Here is a 19,056-nt window from a genome sequence, read left to right as displayed (position 1 = left end):
ACTTGCTATGGTAAGGAATGACGTTTCCTACCATCTGTTGAGAAGTATCTGTATGTCCATACCTCAAGTCATCAAGACCAATGTGCTAAAAATCAAAGCACCCAACGCCAATACAAAGACCAGCTACCTTAGTAAGCTCTATGATCGTGAGATAAGTCTCAGTTATCTTATTTTCATTGTGGCTTTATATTTGGTAGCGACCGCAAATATTGGGTTCTTTGAGCAGGTGCTGGCTATCTATCCATTTAGCAAAAACATCGGATTCATCCTGTCTATTACTGGTTTGTTGTTTGGACTGATGTGGCTGGTATTACAGCTGCTTTGCTATCGTCCCATTGCCAAACCAGTGTTGATTGCGCTACTGATTACTGCTGCCATCTGTGGTTATTTTACCGATGCTTATGGGACGATATTTGACACAAACATGCTGATCAACAGTCTAGAGACCGATCAAGCAGAGGCGATGGGGTTGTTTGCCCCTAGCATGGTCATTCGGGTGCTGCTACTGGGCGTGTTGCCAGCATTTATTATTAGCAAAATTCGTTTAAAACGCTTTACTTGGCAACGCAGTATTCTACAAAAAACAGCCACGTTGATATTGTCTATCGCACTGATCGCAGCTTGTCTTTTACCCTTTGGTGACCAGTACGCCAGCTTCTTTCGTCAGCATAAACAAATTCGCTCCTATGCTAACCCGATCACGCCTATTTATTCTGTGATCAAACTTGGCGAAAACTATGTCGATGAGTTACGCCGTCCTGATACTTTGGCGCTGCATGCGACAGACGCAAAACGCGTGGCACCTGCTAATAGTGTGAATGGCGGCGGTAAACCTAAACTGATGGTGTTTGTGGTTGGTGAAACGGCTCGCGCAGATCACTTCGGTTTAAACGGCTATACACGCAATACCACACCCCTGCTCTCAAAGCAGTCAGACCTTTATAGCTTTAAAAATGCGGTCTCTTGCGGCACCTCTACTGCCTACTCTGTGCCTTGCATGTTCAGTTATGCAAATCGAGCAGACTATGATATCGATACCGCCAAGTATAATGAGAACGTACTAGATACGCTCAGCAAGCAAGGGGTCAATGTCGTTTGGCGCGACAATAACTCTAGCTCAAAAGGCGTGGCTGATCGCGTTACTTTTGAAGACTATAAAACAGCTGACACAAACCCCAACTGCGATGTTGAATGCCGAGATATCGGTATGCTTGACGGGTTTGATGAACTTGTAAAGTCAGGCAGCTCACAGAAAGAAATGCCGAAAGACACACTTATTTTGCTGCATCAAATGGGCAATCATGGCCCCGCCTATTATCAGCGCTATCCTAAAGAGTTTGAAGCGTATAACCCTGTTTGCATGACCAATGAGCTGTCTAAATGTGATGCTCAGTCTGTGATAAATGGCTATGATAATGCGATTCGTTATACCGATTATTTTTTGAATAATGTGATTGATACGTTAAAACCTTATGAGCAAGATTATGATGTGGTAATGGTATATATTAGTGATCATGGGGAGAGTTTGGGTGAAAATAATATCTACCTGCACGGCTTGCCTTATAAATTCGCACCAGATACCCAAAAACACGTGCCTACGATAGTTTGGTCGCCCAACAGGAATAGTATCGATACTGAAAGTCTTTCTAGCATGGTCAATCAGCCAGTGTCGCATGATTTTATTACGCCGACATTGCTTAGCTTTTTTGGTATTACGACCGATGAAGTCAAAGGTGAAACAACTTTTTTCAAACTGTCCCATTCTAATTGAGTGGTTAAAAGCGAGTTATTCCAAATAATTTGTTAAAACAGCTCACTACATACGTTCTTATATTACTCAGTCCTTTTAGGTAACCACTATTTTTTAGGTCAGCATCATGTACAAGATACTCGTCATTGAAGACAACCCCGATATCGTGGCCAATATTTATGCTTTTTTTGAGCCAAAAGGGTTTGAGTTGGACAACGCACATAACGGCTATAGCGGGCTAACACTTGCCTCAAACAATCGTTATGACGTGATACTGCTAGATGTAATGCTGCCAGGTATGGATGGCACGCAGTTATGTAAAAAACTCAGGGAAGAGTTGCATGACAAGACTCCTGTGCTAATGCTCACGGCTCGCGATACAATCTTGGATAAAGTGGCTGGGTTTGATAGCGGTGCTGATGATTATTTGGTCAAGCCGTTTTCGTTGGTTGAGCTGGAGTGCCGTATCAAAGCGCTCATACGTCGCACCGAGGACGATCATTTTGCCCACAGTATTGCTGTCGGAGCGCTATCCTTGAACAATAGTGAGCATACTATTATGCGTGAGGGACAATCACTGAAGCTTACCCCAACTGGCTTTAAAATATTGCACATCCTAATGAGTGCAGCGCCTAGAGTCGTCAGTAAAACTGAGATTGAAGAAAAAGTATGGGGACTAGACATACCCAGTAGTGATGCACTGCGTACCCATATGCATAGTGTGCGCGCACAGGTTGATAAGCCATTTGACACACCTATGATAGTCACAGTGCCTGGCGTGGGCTACCAAATTGTTGACCCTAATAAATCAGCAAGCGCGTAGTCATGATTGCAGTATGAATTGAATAAACCTTATCCAATTTACTAATCGACTTACCGTACCGTATTTGTCGCTCTATTATATATAGCCCTGTTATATATCGCCTTTTTCTATTAAGTTGTCCCATGCCATGCTCAATATAGACTCGATAGCCAATAAGTTCAGACTGTCTTACTTCATATTCGCATTATTACTGTGCGCAGCTTTTGTCAGTATTTTCTTATACGCAGAGAGCCGAATAGAGCAAGATTTGGTCAAGGCTCGCCTGTTGCAGCAGCTAGAGCTTAGTCAAGAAAAGTACGGTGACCAGCCTATCTATATCGCTGATCCAGGTATCAAGATTTATCGCTATGATAAAGCACCTACTAGTTTACAAGCGATAGCCAATGACACGGTGCAAGAAACCTCTGTCACTGTTAATAAAGCCTCTGGAGCAGGTCATGCCAACCTGCATCTTTTTGCCTACACCCAAGACGGTCAAACCTATATTTTGACTTATCTAGAAAACACCGAAATGGTGATGGGAAATTACCCAGTCTTGGCGATATTTGAGCACCTAGAAGACATTTTTGCAGATACGTTAAAGGTAGCCGTGATTCTAAGCTTACTTATCGCCGCTATCTTCTCCCAATTGTCCTCTAAACAAATCATCAAGCCTTTATTAGATTTGAAGCGAGCTGTCGAAACCGATCATCATAACTTAAGCGATTTGACACACTTGCCATCTGAGGTCGGTGTCTTGGCAAGGGCTATCGATGAGAAAAACCACAAGTTAGAACAGTACCTCAAGCGCGAGCAACTGTTTACTGGTGATGTCAGCCACGAGTTACGCACGCCATTGACTATTATCATGGGGGCTTCCGAGGTGTTGGCCTCGCAACTAGACGCTGACAGCCACTTAAATGAGTTTACCAATCGTATTAGCACTACTGCCAAAGAAACTTCTGAGATTATCACCGCTCTGCTTCTACTATCGCGCGCGCCTGAAAAGTTAGATGCACCGCAAACCTCTATTAACAGTATCGCTTTAGCGGAAATGCAGCGCCTAAAGTACTTACTGCGTTATAAGTCTGTCACTTGTCAGGTAATTGCTGAGCAAGAATACAGCGCTTACGTACGCCCCGAACTCCTAAAAATGGCATTGGGCAATCTCATAAAAAATGCGTTTCAATATACCGATGATGGCGAAGTAACCATTACTATCGATGACGAAAAAATCATGGTGACTGATACTGGTTTAGGTATTCCTGAAGCGATGATGCCTTTACTCTATGAACGGTTTGAGCGATTAGAACATCAGTATAAAGAAGATCAAACAATCCTGTTGTCAGAGCATGAGACAAAACATAAGGTTGAAGGCTCAGGTTTAGGACTCAGTATCGTCCAGCGTATCATGTCACATATGGGCTGGCAGCTCACTCATCAGGCCAATCGCTCAGGTGGTAGCACCTTTAGTATTTATTATAAATAACCTTGTGATAGTCCAAAGACATCTTCATTTCCCAATCATAATTACTGATTGGGAAATGATAAATTTCAATATCCATTACTTTTTATTCTCACCTCTCTATATCCTCTTAACGTTTTCTTAACCTCTCCCGTCTTATACTCAGGCTATCTTAATTTTAATAGACCGTTAAGAATGCCCTATGAAGCAAATCACTCATACCAACCTTATAGAACCATCAGCCGAGCATAGTTCTGTCAACCAAACAGCACATGATAATGCACTCGCAGCTGATAGCTTTGCGAGTCATGCCAAAGGTAAAACAGGAATCCTCCGCATTATAAAAGCTACTGGCTATTCAATGGACGGCTTTAAAGCCGCATATAAATTTGAAGCGGCTTTTAGACAAGTTGTGTGGCTCAATCTTGTACTGCTAGCTGCTGTCATCGTTATGCCTTTTGCGCTTGGTATAAAAATGATGCTAGTCATCGCGTCTTTTTTATCTTTAATTATTGAGCTGATCAACACGGGTATCGAAGCTTGCGTCGACCATACCTCAACCGCCAAGCATCCACTCGCAAAGATAGCAAAAGATGTCGGCTCTGCTGCACAATTTTTGTCGTTATTTCTCTTAACCGTTTTATGGTTAATGGTGCTGTCTGTCTTTTTATAGTTGTCTATTTTTTTATAGCAGCATGCTGGAAGCTCCATCACTTAATATACGTTATCAGGTGTATCCATGACTTTAGAAAACCACTCAATGGCTTGGGACTGGCTAAAACTACTGTGCGTAACCATCATTGCCACCTTAGTTTTTGAGCATAGCCAATTAGATGTACGCATCAGTGAGCTTTTTTACAACAATGGTCACTGGCTACTCGAAAAAGGCGCGCAGCCTTATGCATTTATCTTTTATGATTTACCCAAAGCATTATTGATTCTATTGGCTGTCTATCTCATAGCGGTTTTAATCATCAAGTATAGACAGTCAAGGCTTAATGCTACTGCCCTAAACTGCAATAAGCTAGATCGCAGTAAGCTCAGTCATAATAAGCTTGATAAATTTATGCTTCCTTTACCTATGCGCGAGATTGGCTACCTACTGATTATATTGGCTATTGTACCTGCTACTATTGCCACGCTCAAAGGCGTCACCCATGTTAGTTGCCCAAATGACTTAGCTATTTTTAATGGGGATTTGCCCTACCTCAATCTTTGGCAAAACATCGTAGCAGCAACGCCTGCCAGATGCTTCCCAGCAGCTCACGCCAGCGCAGGGTTTTCTTTATATGGACTGTCTTTTTTACCGACATTAAGAAAATACCGCTACCAGATAGTCATATCAGTAACCGTTTTGGGCTGGACAATGGGGCTATATAAGATGCTGTTTGGCGATCATTTCTTTAGCCATACATTGGTCTCAATGCTGTTGTCATTAACCATAGCCTGTGCGATCGCAGCCCTATTCTTCAAACAATCAATTAAGAGTAAAACACACAGCACTAGCGATGATAAAAGACATACTGGTCTTAGCTTGTCTAACATTGAGCACTCTAAAGTCAGCACCTAGCATTCAGTACTTAGCTTCAATAATTAGGTATCAATACTTATTTATCAGTACTTTGAATGGACGTTCGGGCATGACAGATTTGTTCGTTATCTCTTTACTAAAATAGCACTACTAAGTATTCGAGAAACCCTGTATAAATAATAAACAATCACTGGCTTATTGTTAAGCAAACGCAAGGATAGCGCTTGTGAATAAGCTCCTCTATTTCAGTAACTTGCAAAGGAATGTAGCTATGCGCTTGTTGTCTACTAGGCCAAAACCGTCGCATATCTATTCTTTTTTGACCATTCCATTATTGCTCGTAGGCGCTGCAAATAGCAGTCAAGCTGCCAGTTACGCTATTAATCCTGCCAGCACTCATATTCGATTTGCTATCGAACGCTTTAAGAGTTCAGCCACGACTGGTGGCTTTTATAATATCAAAGGTCAATTGCAATACGATCCAAACCGAAGATCAGGCGAAATCTCATTGATCATACCGATAAACTCTTTAAATACGGGCAACCCTTCTTTTAATAATAGTCTAACGGGGCCTGAATTTTTTGATGTGCAGAGATTTCCTTCAGCATATTTCGAATCGACAAAATGGCATTTTAATCAAGATAAAAAAAGCCCGCAGGTCACTCGGGTAGATGGACAATTGACACTGCATGGCGAGACCCACCCAATTAGCTTAACCGCGACTAAGTTCGGTTGTTATCTAAACACGAGCATCAGGAAGGATGTTTGCGGTGGCCAGTTCACTGCTACGATTAATCGCACAAAATGGAATATCAATAAATTCGCTTGGTTCGGACTGACCAAAAACCTTGACTTAAGTATCAAGATCGAAGCCGCCAGACAGTAGTATTTTTAACGTTTCGCCACTGTCTTAATAGATACAGGTAGTGATTTGTAGAAAGCTTAAAAAGGAATTAGACATGATTCATCGGTATTATAAGGACATTGTGAAGCCACTTTCTGAAATCGTGCCAGCATTGTCGTTTTCTTCAGTAATAACACTGACGCTGACATTAACGTTGGGATTCAGCTTAGTGTCTAACGTCGTGATGGCAGGCACGGTTACCCTACCAATGGAAACTTGGCCCAGTCGAATAACCCTACCAAATGTTAGCCCTGCTAATAGTGCGCTTGCCAATCGCGGCGCTTACGTGGCGCGTACCGCTGACTGTATGGCTTGCCACCGTGATGACTATAGTGGCGGCGTACCAATTGAGACACCCATTGGCAATATCTATTCAACCAATATCACACCATCGACGCGCTATGGCATCGGCAACTATACTGAAGCCGATTTCAAAAAGGCTTTGCAAAAAGGTCGTGCACCCAATCATCAGCTTTATCCTGCGATGCCTTATCCGTCTTATCATGGCATGACAGATGAGGATATCAGCGCCTTGTTCGCGTACTTTCAGACCGTTCCTATCGTAGACAAACCACCTGAAAAAACCACTCATTTGCCTTTCCCGTTAAATATCCGTAGCTTAATGCTGGCATGGAATGTCATCAATGTGCCCTCTACTGAAAATCGCTCAGGGCTGACGAACACTCAGCAGCGCGGTGAATATTTGGTCAATAACTTAGAGCACTGCGGTACCTGTCATACGCCGCGCAACTTAACCCAAGGTCTTGATAAAGACCGCTACTTATCTGGCGCACCACTTGGTAAATGGTTTGCACCAAATATTACGCCTGACAACGAAACAGGTATTGGCCTTTGGAGCGAAATGGACATCGTAACTTACCTGCGTACAGGCACGCTTGATAAGCGCGCTTACGCGGGCGGGCCAATGGCAGAAGCCGTGGCGCATAGTACACGCTACCTCACCGACGAAGACCTGATAGCGATGGCTGACTACTTAAAAGTCGTCCCAGCCATTAAGACTGATGACTATCTGATACCAGTCAATGTGTCTCGCCTGCCGCAGCCAGTCAGCAACTCCATTACTTATAACTTACTTGAGCAAAAAGACTATCTGGCGCGCGCCAAAACCAATACTGTCAGCAGTGTCAACAATAGCGGCAGCAATAATAACTTGGACAGCAACACGCCAAAAGAGTTGTATCTGACACATTGCGCTAGCTGTCATGGCGTCGACGGTTACGCCCAGCCCGATGCACGCTACGCCTCCATCGTTGGTTTGAGTAGTATTCGCCGCGTAAAACCTGATGCACTAATTGGTGTGATTGCTTTTGGCGCAAAAGGTGCATTTAACACAGCACCAAAAATGCCCGGCTTTTCAAAAGATTTAAGCCCTACACAAATCGCTAGTATCACTAACTATGTACGAGTCACATTTGGTGGTCTACCTAACAGCGATGTCAGCGCGGCTGACGTCACACACGTGATAAAAGAAAAAAGCTAGCTATAAAGAATAGGCCTAAATTAGTATTTTCAATAATAACGCAAAGACTTAGCACGATAAGGATAATCCTATGAATGACCTGCTCCAATCCCCTACGCGGCGACAACTGCTCTCCATGATAGGCAAGACGGCAGGCGCGACCGCGATGTATCAAGCGATGACCACGTTGGGGTTTGCATCTGAGTCGAGCTTTAAAGAAGAGATGAATCTTAAAGGCGCACCGGCTGGTGCCAGCATCCTGATTTTGGGTGCAGGATTGAGTGGTCTGACTGCTGCCTATGAGCTGCGCAAAGCAGGCTATAAAGTGACTGTGCTTGAGTACCAAAATCGTGGCGGTGGACGTAGCTGGACACTCAATAGTGGTGACAAATACACTGAATTAGGCGGTGCTGAAGTTACTTGCGACTTTGAAAAAGGTAATTATTTCAATGGTGGTCCATGGCGATTGCCCATCCACCACTACGCGGTCTTCCATTACTGCAAAAAATTTGGTGTGGCACTGCAGCCTTTTATCCAAACCAATGATCGCGCTTATCTACACCGTACCAATCACTTCGATGGGGCTCCGCAGCGCTTGGGCGAAGTGCAAGGCGATATTCGTGGCTATGTGTCAGAACTGCTGTCCAAAGCCGTGAATAAAGGCAGTCTCGATAGCACAGTTGATAAAGAGGACAAAGAAAAATTACTCGAAGGTCTCAAGGGCTGGGGCGTGCTAGATAACAACTATCGCTACGTCAAAAGCCATGAAACTGGTAAGCATCGTGGCTATAGTGTATATCCCGGTGGTGGTCTGATGCCGGATGCCAAGCCATCAACACCCATACCGATGGATAAGCTACTAGACTCAGGTATGTGGTCGGATATTTATAGCAACTATACCGTGCATGTGCATCAACCAACGATGTTTCAGCCTGTCGGCGGTATGGGGAAAATCGGTGATGCGTTCACACGTGAATGCCGTGAGATGATTACCTTCAATGCCAAAGTCACCAAAATCAATCAAGACGAAACTGGGGTTACCGTTGACTATGTCGATAGTAATAGCCCTGACGGTACCACCAAAACAGTGCGCGCAGATTGGTGCATTTGTACGATTCCTTTGTCCATATTGACGCAGATTGATATCAATGTCTCCGCGCCAATGAAACAAGCCATGGCAGCCGTTCCTTATGACAGCTCGTATAAAGTAGGTTTGGAGTTCAAACGAAGGTTTTGGGAAGAGGATGAATGGATCTATGGCGGCATCACTTATACCGATATGCCTATCTCACAAATCTCCTACCCGTCACAAGATATGTTTAGCTCAGGCTCAGGTGTACTACTTGGCGCGTATGGGTTTGGCGAGACTTCGTACAAATTTAACTCGTTGACTCCTAAAGAACGTATCAATGCCGCGCTCGCCTATGGCAAACAGATTCATCCGCAATATACCAAAGAGTTCCGCTCGGGCACCTCTGTCGCATGGCACCGTATCCCTTGGTCGCTTGGCTGCTACGGTATTTGGAGCGAGTCAAGTCGTGAGCAGTACTATGAGACATTATGCGAGATAGATCATCGTATTGTGTTAGCAGGAGAGCATTGCTCACATATTCCTGCATGGCAAGAGGGCGCGATATTATCCGGTATGGATGCTGCCAAACGCTTACATCAAAAGGCCAAGAAACTCGGGTAGCAGTGTCTTTTTAATAAGCTTCTGTATAACACGCCTATCGTTGAAGCAAGGATGATAACAATGAGCCTAGGCATATTAGGAATAATCATGAATATGGTGACAGTAAACCAGATAAAATTGTCTAGCTCGCTCAGCTGGGACAAAGCAATGATGACGGTTATGGTTGGCGGGTCAATCGCATTAACAACGTTGTCAGGCTGTAGTCAGTACAAGGCAAAAAACGCAGTTACTATCGCGAGTCAGCAAACAGCGCCCATGGTTTTCGACAACAATTTTGACAATCAAGCCAGTCGCAATCAAGGCGCATGGGGCGGCGTATATATGTCCAAAGCAGAATTGGCTGAGCCTACTACCAATATAGTCGATGTACGCTCAATACCGAAAATGAATGATGATGCCAGCATGCAGAAATGGCTTACCAAGTTTGAAGGCAGCCCACAAGGCGAGACGGGTTTCTTTACCACCAATGGCAAAAAGCTCTACGATGACTCTTGTGCAGGTTGTCATATGCAAAAAGGTGAAGGCGCACAAGGCGCTGGCTACTACCCTCCGCTAGCCAATAACAGCAAGATGCAATCGAAATACTATATTATTAGTGTGTTGATCAATGGCCTGCGCGGTATGCCATCATTTCACAGCATGATGAGCGATGAGCAAATAGCAGCTGTCACACAATACGTGCATAGCGATCTAAATAATTTCACAGATACAGTGCCTACTGCTAATGTCGCGCAGCTACGCCATGACTTCCCACCAGGGTCAGATCCTAGTGAGTGAGTTTACAAGAATCGCTATTAATAGAGTCAATATAACTTTACATACCAAAATACATCTAGAAAAAGCCATAATATGAATGCAAAAAAACGCCACTGGATTGAATCCAATGACGTTTTATGAAAAATCAAAATCTGTACTAGGTGAATAAACCTATAGGATAGTAGTATTCACATCAGTCTGAATCAACAGATCATGGTTACCATTGGTATCAGAGAAGCTATAGACGTTATAGCTGACGCCACTTTGGCTCGTAGTACCATTGCTGGTCCATTCATTGGTCAGTGTCACTGAATCACCGTTAATACCGCCATCACCCTTGATGATTAAATCTTTATCAGTCATGACCGTATCACTAATGATCTCAAGCACATCACTGGTCGACAGATTGGTTAGTGATTGCGCGCCATTACCCGTCATATCGATAACCTCAATACTTTCAAACTTAGATGAATCAAAAGTACCAAAGTCGATAGTAGTATTGGCCATATTAATCAATAAAGTATCGATACCTGCGCCACCATCCATCAACAAGTCAGCAGCATCAAATACTATCGTGTCATTACCCGTTCCACCATTTAACGTATCGGCACCAGCACCACCATCTATCGTATCGTCATCGGCGCCACCATTGATCGTGTCGTTACCCGCTCCACCAATTAACGTATCATTTCCAGCATCGCCATTCAGGGTATCTTTACCGCTACCACCGATAAAGGTGTCATTGCCATCGCCACCAGAATATTTGAGTGCCGCGGTTTGATTGACTGAAATCAGTTTATCAGCAGCATCAGTACCATTGAAAATAAACGTTGGAGCAATGTCGACAGGTAAATTTACTTCATCGATGGTCAGGCTATCGCCATTCGCTGATTCAACCGTCTCCAAGCTAATCTTTAACGTACCATTGTACGGTGCGCCTCCTTTTACAAGCAATTCATTTAGCTGAGCTGGTGTGACGCCTCTAATGGTATAAGTGCCAATGCCAGTAACCTCATCAAAAACAAACCCAACATCTTCTAGAGGAGTGCCACTGTTAGTTTTAACACTGAGCACATTACCATACAGGTTAGTGCCCTTCAGTATCACATTGACCGTTTCACTACCATCAATATCTACCATAGCCGCATTCAAATTAAGCGCTGTCCACTCGCCTTGAGAGCCAAGTACAGTCGATGGATTAAATGTAACTTCATCCGCGACCGGTGTCACAACAAGAGTCACTTTGAGTGGGGCACTAACTACGCCGCTATCACTAACGACTTTCACCTCAATACCTGCAACAGTACCACTGACGTTCTCAGGCGCTTGGATAAAGATATTGTCTTCAAAAGATGTGTCAATCTTAGTTGCATCGATTGTCCATAAATTACCGTTTAAGCCACCGTTATTACTGGCCAATGTAAATATAGGGTTGCCATCTACCTCTTTGCCACTAATATAAGAAACTAAATAATCCTCAGGTACATTATCTAGGCTGATAGCAGTGGCACTATCCTTCACAGTACCTCCATTGCCATCGCTGTCACCTTGGGTGTCAATTAAACCAATCTCATAAGGAATAGCGATCTTGGTATCCTCAGCACCTATTACTGTAGCAGTAGTCTCTTCGGTACCAGATTTGAAGATATTAAGCGCATCAGGTTGGGCGATGACTTCGACATTATATTGATACTCGTAGTCAACCACAGCACCATCGTCAGCCACATCGCTCACTTCTTTGTGAGAAGCATTTACAGTGATGGTGGCACTACCATCAGCATTAGCAGCTGGGGTATATTGAACAGTAACGCTGTCAGGAGGATTAACTAAGTCTCCTGCGTCATTGTTTAGATCGACTATATAATTACCGTCAATGTCTGGTGTCAACGTTATACCGTTATATTCTAATTCGCCAGCAGTACCTGATCCTGTTTTTAATTCTGTTTCATCGATCTTAATATATAACTTACCATCCACTAGTGACACATAATTACCATCCGCACTGTTGGTAAGATCAATGACAATATCCACTGCTATATCTTCATCGGTTGAAACGACTGAAGTCTGACCATTATTATCAAATAGATCAGTCTCTGGCGCTACTACTATACTGACGCTAGTTGCTGGCAAAGCGTCTTCACGGTTTGCATTGTCCAGAGCAGTAAAGGTCACATCAAAGCCAAAATCTTGACTGCCACCAGGCACATTGGTACTGAAGTCTACTGGCGGTGTCACCGTTATTGCATTAAGTGCTGCTTCAGGTGTGAGGCTACTAGCGTCGCTGACGCTGATAATATATTGCCCAGCAATTTGTTGCACGCTCACATTACTATTATCACTAGTGATAGTAGTACCCTCTGGTACATCAGTCAGCGAGAAACTATAAGAAACGACGTTGGCTGCATTGGTATCATCAAGTGTGGCATCTAACAGTGCTCCCAAGTTAAATGGTATTCCTTCGTCTGCTATCAATGTATTGACCGTTAACGTATTGACAAGATCTACTGGTTCAGGATCTTTACCTTCAGTATTACTACGCGTTAAGACAACTTCAAAAATATCAGTGGCTGTTGCTTCGGCGCCGTCGATACTTTGAGGGTTATTGATATCTTGGGTTATGACTGTTACCTTAATACCAAAAGTATTTGCCGGAATATTAATCGTTGATCCATCACGCTTTAAGACCAGATCATAGGTAGGGTTATTACCTGTAGTAATGGCTTCGTTTGGCACATCGATATACCAGATGCCACCTGATAAGATGCCACCTTGTACGATGATACCATTAGGAACATTACTAACTTCTAGACGCGTAAAGCTCTCTGAGCCGTCTTTATCTGGTGAGGATATAGAAACAGTGACAGAAGCCGTATCATCTAAGCCATTGTTATTAATAGTATTGTCCGCAGTGGCTTCATCTATTAATTCTATGGTCGGTTGATCAGTCACTGCTTTGAAAGTCACATTTACGGTTGCATTGCTGGTCTTAGACTCGCTAATCGTGGCATTATCTGCTAATGACACGGTGTCGAGATACGTATAATCAAACCCAATATCAAAAGGAACATCACTATGTTCGTTAGCGCTATTGTATTTTACTTCGATTTTATCGCTGGCATTAAAGGTGTAGTCGCCAGATGTATAGGCAGTACCATTAACAAGTAATAACACGTTTCCTAAGTCAGCAGGGTTTAAAGTAATTGTATCAAGTACTTCATCGCCTATAGATGCATCCGTAGTTTTAAAAGCAGCGTTAAAGTCTATCGTCGTCCACTCATCTTCGACCGCTACCACTTGCGGATTATTGACGACTCCATCAGCAGCATCAGGCGTGATTAGAATAGATACGTCTTTAGGAGTATGGGTAACACTATTACCTGATATTGTTTCAGTGGTCGTTCCTGTAATAGTAAAACCAACTTCACCAGCGAAATTATCAGGCGTTACCAATTTTGCAGCACCATTTTGAAGCGACTCTAAAGACACAGACCAGCTACGCGTCTCACCACTACCACCTAAGAACACGGCGCCTGTAATATCGAATCCTGCAGGTAGCCCTGTCACTTTATAAGTGACCTGCTCAGCAGCCGGAGCATCGCCATCATAAGCAGCAATACTGGTAGGGTCATCGAAAAACTCTACTAACGCTATATTGTTACCATTAGCATCTTCGACGCCCACATAAGTGTAGTCTTTAGCAATAGAGTTTCCATCGCTATCAACTATCGTTGCCTCTTTAGTTCCCAGATCATCATTTAAGATAAGATCGGCTTTGCCAATAACTTTAACTGGTAATGTTAGTCCTGGATCCGGAGTAAATGCGGTTTCGCTACCATCAACTTCGATGCTTTTTGCCTGAACTATAAGCGGTATAGTACCGCTAAAGTTTTCAGTAGGAACAAAGTACAAGCCATCTACGTCCTTATAGTTGGATATGGTTGTACTGCCGAGAGTTGAACCTGTATTTTCATAATGTAAAGCGTAAGTATCACTAAGCTCATCATATATATAAAGCTTTGCTCCTACTGGAATATCAGATATTTTAACCTCGTATTTCTCAGAACCCTCATTATCACGTGAACTTGGACGAATATTTAGCTCAATGCCAAGAGCAGGATCAATTACTGCATCTGACGATCCATCACGGTTATTACCATTACCACCATTACCACCATCACCGTCGTCAGCTAATGCTTGATCTTCATTACCATATGCTGGGTCAACACCCAATGTGACTGGGTCAGCAACCCCTTTAACCGTAAAGGTTAGATAACTCTCACCACTGGTTGCCGTCACACTAGCACCATCATTTTCATCATAATCGATGGTTTTGGCTTGTACCTTAACGACCGTGCTTGAGCCAGCATCAAGGTCAAAGTCACTATAATCTTGTGGCGGCTTGACAGTGACTGTATTGAGATAGGCGGCCGGAATCTCAACGCCACTGCCGTTATCGACGAGAGTCTCGGTTACCGTTACGCCTGCACTGTTTTCATAGGTATAAGTAAATACCGCGCCGACAACCGAGCTAAATGCTCCATTTACTCCATTTACCTTATTACCAAAGGTTAAAAGCGCAAACGTTTCTTCTGAGTCTGTCTGACCTGTGACAGCACCATCATTAACCCCGAAATCCGCTGTGTCGTCTTGGTTTGACCAGCCATCTCCTAAGTTAAATCCACTCTCACTCAATGCAAATGCGGTGTCCTCTAACGCTTGTGTATTAAAGTCATAATTTGGATTGATGGTTAGGTCAGGCGTACCATCATTATCGGTGTCTGATATAGCACTGTCTTCATCAATTCTTTCGGCAGCTGGTGTAACTGTTACTTTTCTAGTCAATGTCGTGATAGTAGTATCAAAACTAGGGTTTGGAGTACCTCCATCATCATCAAAATCTGTACTAGTCAGTCTGAACTCGATGTTAGTATCTGCTGAAGAATGTGCAGCTGGCGTGAGTAAAAACCCACTTAGATCAGGTGAGTTAGTCATATTAATAGTAATTGTGTTATCAGGAGCTACTATAGCTATATCATCGTTATCGGTATATGACCAACCTGCTGGCAACTTGAACGTAATTTCAGCAACAATTTCTGGAATAGTTTCATTGCCCGACAAGTTATCACCGACTCGGAAATTAAATTCAGCAAGTGAAAAAGCAGTATCTTCAGTAGTACTAACATTTCTGGCTGTTACTCGACCAGCAACAGGTGTCACAGTCATATCGACTGTAACCGTATTTATTAGCTCAACAGAAGTATCAACGATATCAGAGTCAGCATCATGATCTTGAGTATATAAAGATACGGTAATGTTCTCCATATCGAGCGAGTTATACTCATTCGTTTCGATGCTAATTTTCGGCTCTGATGTTCCATTGACAGCAAGTTTTGTAGCGAGCGGCTTACCGTCATCATCAAGAGCATCAACACCAATTAATACTTGACCGTTACTGTCTGCAATATAATCAGGATCAGGAGTGTTGCTACCAGCTGGCGTAAATATAATCTTTGTTCCTGGTTCAAGACCATTAATGACAAAGCCGTAATTTTCGGTGCTGTCACTGTCTACCGATACTAAATCACCAAAATTGGTGGTGATCGGTAAGTCAACAGACTCGCCTTCTTTGGCACTAACTTCGTATTTCCCATCGATAGAGACCACTGTCCCTGTAGTATAGCCAAACTCACTAAAGCCATCATTATCGTCATGTGGATTATCTAGATTATTAGGATCATTTTTATCTTCGCTATCAGTTACGGCTTGGACATCAACTTTGATAGTTGTATTAGAAGTTGCACCATCTACTCCTGCCAATATATTGCCGTCATTATCCACTTCATACTCTGTTACCGACATTTGAATATCAAAGTTTGTAGCATCATCTTCAGGTGGCGTAAGGGTCATTTCCTCAAACTGCTTCTTGGTCATTGAGTACTTAGCATCAGCAGCGTTAATGCTGTCAAGGAAAATATCGCTATCATTTAAGAAAATAGTGATTGGACTACCATCTTCCTTGTCAGGGTTCACGCCATCGTAATTAAGCTTAGCGCCATTAGGGATACCTGTTAAGGTAATCAAACCGATACGTTCAGGGCTGTCATCGGCATTACTGCTTAAGTCTGTACTGTCTACGATGACAGGTGCGGTTAAGCCTAAGGCAATGGTGGTATCTTCATTTGTTTCTAGGTTAATATCGTCACCAATATTGGGGGCATCTGATACTGGGTTGACGGTGATGGTTAGGGTTTCTGTACCGCTTTCTGGGGTTGCGGCATCAGGGCCATTGTTTACCTTAATGGTAATCTCTGGCACTGTACCGCTAAAGTTTGCCGCAGGCTCAAAGGTATAGCTACCATCCGCATTTATGGTCAGCTCACCAATGGTCACTTCGTCTATAGTAACGTTAGTAACATCACCTACGTTAAAGGGTTCTGGTATACCATTAGTGTCTGTCATACCATTAATAGTATAACTTTCAACCGTTAACTCTGTATTAACGTCAACGTCTGCGGTATCGTTTTTAAAGATACCATTAGCGGCCGTCACTGATAGAATAATATCTTCATTAGTACTAGCAGTATCAGCTACAAGCGCAATACTATCATCAGTACCAGTGATGGTTACTTCAACATAGCGGATTTCACTAGTACTAAGCTCGTTACCATCAGCAGCCGTAATTACGCCTTTATTATCGTCAACTTGTACGGCATAACGAATAGTAATGGTTTCGCCAGCAGGAATAAAGTCAAGCACTGTGGATGATGCATTGATACTCCATATACCATCTGTAAAGCTACCCGTATCATTTGCGACTGAAAAAATACCGTCTAACGCTGCTTTTTGAAGCGTTGACAATGGCTCAGCATCAGTAAATGTCGAATTACTTGGATCATAGACGTAGATGTTTTTTGATGCTATAGCACTAATCTCTGGCTCATCGCTACTATCACTATCGGTAAAGCTGATGGTACCCGTTCGTGTAATAGCAGTATCATCTGTCTGTTCTGTTATTGCCGCTGCGGTTTCGATAATGTTATTACCATTCGCGACATTAGTGATGACAGGTCTGTCATTGGTACCATTGATAGTCACAGTCAAGGTTGCCGTGCTGGTATCGCCATCAGCATCTCTGATGGTGTAGTTAAACGTTTCTATTAAAGGTTCATCATCGACAGAAAGATACTGCACTGCATCATTATCAAGATCGTAACTGTAGCTGCCATCTGCATTGAGCGAAAGCACACCATAGTCTCCTTGTGTAACCGCTACCGTAGTAAATGTTACTGACTCTACAGCCGTAACGAGTGTTGCGTCTGCACCTAAACTATCAGCGACATCTGTTGCAGCGGCACCAGTAGCCGTAAGCACATTACCAGTGACCTTGTCTGTCTCTTCGGTCATAGTATTGGTGTCTGGATTGGCAACAGGTACTGTATCGATAATTTGAATGTCTAACGTATCAGATGTAGTACCACCAGCAGTGTTGGTAAGCTTGACTGTGAATTGATCTAATACGTTGTCACCAGCAGGGTTATGCGTTTCAGCACTGCCATCTTCGGTATATGCATAAGTGAGCGCACCTGTGGCTGAGTTGTAACCAGTAATGACCAATTTGCCTTCGCTACCATTGATAATGATAGGGTTAGCAGTAGTGGCTGTCGTTACATCGACACTGTTGATAGTCAGCGCTGCGACACTTTGCGGGTTAGTGATATCGATAGCGCCAGTCACAGTGTCACCAGTTCCTTCAATAACACTATTGTCAGCAGTAGTAAGCGTGCCATCTTCATCATCAACCGTGATAGTCGGTGCTGTGTCGTTGTCGATGATAGTGGTGGTAACGCTTTTCTTTGCATTATCAATACTGGCATTGAGTGACGGGTTAGATAAAGCAATAGTATAGTTTTCAGAATTTTCAAACAGAGTGTCGTCAGTAATAGCAACCGTTACCGTTTTGGTTACCTCTCCTGCTGCAAAGGTCAACGTGCCTGAGTTTGCACCATAATCAGCTCCAGCAGTGGCAGTTCCATTACTCGTCGCATAGTCAACAGTCACAGCGGTTGATGATGGGTTGGTTAAGCTGACGGTATAAGTGACCGTACCAGCATCTTCATTAACTACGACCGCACCATCAATCGAGATAATAGGCGCATCATCGTTGTCAATGATGGTACCAATCGCTGTACTTGGAGTGACTTGTCCGCTTGTACTTGCTGTAAGCGTGATGGTCTCATTCGGTTCATCAATATTGTCATCAACCGTAGGGACACTCACGATAATGCCATTTGTACTATTGGCTGGAACATCGACACTAAAGGTGCCATCTACGGCAACCGTAACTGTGCTGAAGGTGTTACCACCATCTAAGCTCACTTGGACAGGCGTTTCGATGTCTGTACCAAGTAATGCTGAGCCATTGGCCAATGTAAGTTCTACTGTAGTATCAGACTCAGATAGGTTACTCAAATTCACGGTGAACTCAAGAGCACTACCCTCAGTCACACTGTCTCCAGTAACAATCGCCGTAGGCTTATCACCATCGGTGTTACTGCCGTCACCTGGATCTGTAGCATCAGATTCATCAACAATCGTGCCCGTGGCAGCGGTATTGTCAATGGCTGCATTATCAGCACCAGTGACCACAAAGCTGAGCTGCTCACTGTTCTCATAAA

10 protein-coding genes are annotated in these 19,056 nt (G+C 43.4%); 9 read left to right on the top strand and 1 reads right to left on the bottom strand.

Going from position 1 to position 19,056, the window contains the following annotated elements; all coding sequences use genetic code 11:
• Positions 1-52 precede the first annotated feature (52 nt).
• The 9 genes from ACI2IW_RS03035 (at position 53) to ACI2IW_RS02995 (ending at position 10,402) form a co-directional block, all read left to right on the top strand.
• A complete protein-coding gene (locus ACI2IW_RS03035; RefSeq protein WP_404692608.1) occupies positions 53-1,771 on the top strand; it encodes a phosphoethanolamine transferase in 1,719 nt (572 codons plus the stop codon).
• Between the two features lie 106 nt (positions 1,772-1,877).
• On the top strand, positions 1,878-2,573 hold the full coding sequence (locus tag ACI2IW_RS03030) for a response regulator transcription factor (protein ID WP_404692607.1): 696 nt from the start codon (positions 1,878-1,880) through the stop codon (positions 2,571-2,573).
• Between the two features lie 127 nt (positions 2,574-2,700).
• On the top strand, positions 2,701-4,041 hold the full coding sequence (locus ACI2IW_RS03025) for a sensor histidine kinase (RefSeq protein WP_404692606.1): 1,341 nt from the start codon (positions 2,701-2,703) through the stop codon (positions 4,039-4,041).
• A gap of 178 nt (positions 4,042-4,219) precedes the next feature.
• A complete protein-coding gene (locus ACI2IW_RS03020) occupies positions 4,220-4,690 on the top strand; it encodes a diacylglycerol kinase (protein ID WP_404692605.1) in 471 nt (156 codons plus the stop codon).
• Positions 4,691-4,756: 66 nt separating this feature from the next.
• On the top strand, positions 4,757-5,587 hold the full coding sequence (locus ACI2IW_RS03015) for a PAP2 family lipid A phosphatase (protein WP_404692604.1): 831 nt from the start codon (positions 4,757-4,759) through the stop codon (positions 5,585-5,587).
• A 232-nt stretch (positions 5,588-5,819) separates the two neighbouring features.
• Entirely contained in the window at positions 5,820-6,434 is a 615-nt protein-coding gene (locus tag ACI2IW_RS03010; protein ID WP_404692603.1) for a YceI family protein, read from the top strand.
• A 202-nt stretch (positions 6,435-6,636) separates the two neighbouring features.
• Positions 6,637-7,953 (top strand): c-type cytochrome, encoded by a 1,317-nt coding sequence (locus ACI2IW_RS03005; RefSeq protein ID WP_404692977.1) that lies wholly within the window; start codon positions 6,637-6,639, stop codon positions 7,951-7,953.
• A 70-nt stretch (positions 7,954-8,023) separates the two neighbouring features.
• Positions 8,024-9,625 carry an NAD(P)/FAD-dependent oxidoreductase gene (locus ACI2IW_RS03000; RefSeq protein WP_404692602.1) on the top strand — a complete coding sequence of 534 codons (1,602 nt, stop codon included), beginning with the start codon at positions 8,024-8,026 and terminating at the stop codon, positions 9,623-9,625.
• A gap of 147 nt (positions 9,626-9,772) precedes the next feature.
• The gene (locus ACI2IW_RS02995) at positions 9,773-10,402 is read left to right on the top strand and encodes a c-type cytochrome (protein WP_404692976.1); all 630 of its coding nucleotides are present in this window, start codon (positions 9,773-9,775) and stop codon (positions 10,400-10,402) included.
• A 150-nt stretch (positions 10,403-10,552) separates the two neighbouring features.
• Here the strand turns inward: ACI2IW_RS02995 and ACI2IW_RS02990 are convergent, their stop codons facing one another.
• Positions 10,553-19,027 (bottom strand): Calx-beta domain-containing protein, encoded by an 8,475-nt coding sequence (locus tag ACI2IW_RS02990; protein WP_404692601.1) that lies wholly within the window; start codon positions 19,025-19,027, stop codon positions 10,553-10,555.
• Positions 19,028-19,056: the final 29 nt, after the last annotated feature.

Source organism: Psychrobacter sp. NPDC078501 (genome assembly GCF_044900935.1).
GTDB lineage: Bacteria > Pseudomonadota > Gammaproteobacteria > Pseudomonadales > Moraxellaceae > Psychrobacter.
This window is presented reverse-complemented; position numbering and strand designations above follow the sequence as displayed.